Source organism: Stenotrophomonas sp. 3diitr2024 (genome assembly GCF_042136455.1).
In the GTDB taxonomy this organism is placed as follows: domain Bacteria; phylum Pseudomonadota; class Gammaproteobacteria; order Xanthomonadales; family Xanthomonadaceae; genus Stenotrophomonas; species Stenotrophomonas sepilia.
In genome coordinates this window covers 1-2,490 of record NZ_JBHHMJ010000494.1, presented here as the reverse complement: position 1 = coordinate 2,490, position 2,490 = coordinate 1, and the positions used below count along the sequence as shown (strand labels likewise).

Genomic DNA, 2,490 nt, shown 5'->3' with positions numbered 1-2,490 from the left:
GCGGCGTTTTCAGTTCCAGGAGTGCCGGCCGGATCGTGCCGACCAACGGTCGGCACCCACCGATGGATGCGATCAGCGTTCGACGATCGCCACCACGCCCATGCCGCCAGCAGTGCAGATCGACACCAGTGCGCGGCCACCGCCGCGTTCGGCCAGCTGCTTGGCTGCCGTGGCGATCACGCGTGCGCCGGTAGCGGCGAACGGGTGGCCGGTGGCCAGCGACGAGCCCAGCAGGTTGATCTTGTCCGGGTCGATGCGGCCCAGCGGCGCGTCCAGGCCCAGGCGGTTGCGGCAGTAGTCCTCGCTCTCCCACGCACGCAGGGTGCACAACACCTGTGCGGCAAAGGCTTCGTGGATCTCGTAGATGTCGAAGTCCTGCAGGGTCAGGCCGTTGCGCTTGAGCATCTCCGGCACCGCGATGGTCGGTGCCATCAGCAGGCCTTCGCCGTGCACGAAGTCCACCGCGGCGACGTGCGCGTCACGCAGGTAAGCCTGGGGTTCATGGCCATGCGCGCGTGCCCACTCTTCACTGGCCAGCAGCACTGCAGCGGCACCGTCGGTCAGCGGGGTGGAGTTGGCGGCGGTGAGCGTGCCACGCCCGGAAACCTTGTCGAACGCCGGCTTCAGCGTGGCCAGCTTTTCCAGCGAGGTGTCCGGGCGCAGGATGTTGTCGCGCTCGACGCCACGGAACGGTGCGATCAGGTCGTTGAAGAAGCCACGCTCGTAGGCGGCGGCCAGCTTCTTGTGCGACGACACCGCCCACTCATCCTGCGAGTCGCGCGAGATGTTCCACTCCTTCGCCATGTCCTCGCAGTGGTCGCCCATGCTCTTGCCGGTGCGCGGCTCGGCCACGCCCGGGAACTCGGGCTTGAGCTCGGAGAACTTGAAACCGGAGGTGAGCGCACGGATCTTGTCGCCGGTGCTCTTGGCGCGGTTGGCCGCCAGCAGGCGTGCACGCAGTTTCTTGCCGTAGACGATCGGCACGTCGGAGGTGGTGTCCGAACCACCGCCGATGCCCGATTCGATCTGGCCCAGCGCGATCTTGTTGGCCACGGTGATGATGCTGTCCAGCGAGGTACCGCAGGCACGCTGCAGGGTGATGCCCGGGGTCAGCGGCGACAGGCCGGACGACAGCGTGGCTTCGCGGCCCAGGTTCCAGTCGCTGGAATGCTTGATCACCGCGCCCATCGCCACTTCACCCAGCTGCTGGCCATGCAGGCCGAACCGTTCGACCAGCGCACCCAGCGTACGGACCGACATGCCGAGGTTGCCGACATCCGAATACGCGGTGTTCTGGCGGCAGAACGGAATGCGGACGCCACCGAGGATGGCGACGGGACGAGCGTTGGGCATGGAGATACCTGGCATGGATGAGGGTGTCTGCAACATGGCCTGCACGACGGAGCAGGCATAATGGAGCCAAGTGTAGCTGCCGCCCTGTGATGGGCCAACCGTGGAACCATGAGCAAACCCGACCCCGCGATGAATGCCCTTGGCGTGCTGGCCCTGGAACTGGCCGGCGGCGAAATCCCCCGCCAGGCGGTGCTCAGCGCTGAACAGGCCGGTGAACTGGCCGAACGCGTCGGCCGTGACCTGGCCAAGCTGGTGCCACAGGTGGCCGAGCTGGACCTGGTGTTCGCCGCCGCGCATTTCGACCCGGCCGAAGTGCTGCGTCCGGGCTGGCCGATCCATCGCCGCCTGGAAGAACTGCAGATGCGTGCCCCGGGCCGCAACCAGGGCCCGCGCCTGCTGGCCTTCGGTACCGATGCCGAAGGTGACGTGCCACTGCCGTTCCAGGCCGATGCCACGCTGGTGGGCGGTGGCCTGCGCGTGGTGCCGTTCCTGCTGACCGGCAGCGACGTGGCCACCACCAGCGCGGTCGCCGATGCGCTGGAAGAAACCTTGCTGGCCAACGGCATGGCGCACGCCGACACCGCGCTGATGGCGCAGAACACCTTCGGTGCCCGCATCGAGCACGCGCGCTATTTCACCGTGAACGACCTGGCCGCGATGATGTCGATGCAGTACGACAACCAGGGCCTGGCCGCACTGTGGCCGCTGATCGAGACCGCGATCATGGCGCCGGGCGAGGACGAGTGGCTCAATGCCGCGCCCGAGCCGCTGCTGCGCTATACGCATGGCGAAGCACGCATGGCGCTGTTCGACCCGGCCGGTTGGTGCGCGCACTACAGCCACAGCAAGAACGACTGCGATCGCCTGAAGGGCATCTACGAGCAGTTCCTGATGCGCCAGCGACAGATGGCCGCGGTGCTGGAAGCACATGGCGTGCCGGTACTGTTCGTGCACTGCGAGGCCGGCCAGGACGCGCGCGAGCTGCTGGCGCGCTGATCGACGGACGTATTTCGCCGGGCCATGTCCGGCGGGATCCACACGAAAAACGCCGGCTTGCGCCGGCGTTTTCCGTTTCCAGCAAGAGCGCCCTTACGGAGCCTTCTGGATGACCGCACAGGCCAGGCGCGCGCCGGCGTT

General features: G+C 67.3%; 2 protein-coding genes. One reads left to right on the top strand and one right to left on the bottom strand.

Features of this window, described 5'->3' with window-relative positions:
- Positions 1 to 72: 72 nt before the first annotated feature.
- Positions 73 to 1,368: an acetyl-CoA C-acetyltransferase gene (locus tag ABGA94_RS12535; RefSeq protein WP_152908679.1), complete on the bottom strand. Its 1,296-nt coding sequence runs from the start codon at positions 1,366 to 1,368 to the stop codon at positions 73 to 75.
- Between the two features lie 93 nt (positions 1,369 to 1,461).
- On the opposite strand from ABGA94_RS12535, the gene ABGA94_RS12530 reads away from it, so the two are divergent.
- Positions 1,462 to 2,349 (top strand): hypothetical protein, encoded by an 888-nt coding sequence (locus ABGA94_RS12530; RefSeq protein WP_065178704.1) that lies wholly within the window; start codon positions 1,462 to 1,464, stop codon positions 2,347 to 2,349.
- The last annotated feature ends 141 nt before the right edge of the window (positions 2,350 to 2,490 follow it).

What these genes read in the sequence shown, in the direction of transcription:
- ABGA94_RS12530 (WP_065178704.1), top strand. Translation starts at nt 1,462, where the DNA reads ATGAGCAAACCCGACCCCGCGATGAATGCCCTTGGCGTGCTGGCCCTG.
- ABGA94_RS12535 (WP_152908679.1), bottom strand. Translation starts at nt 1,368, where the DNA reads ATGCCAGGTATCTCCATGCCCAACGCTCGTCCCGTCGCCATCCTCGGT.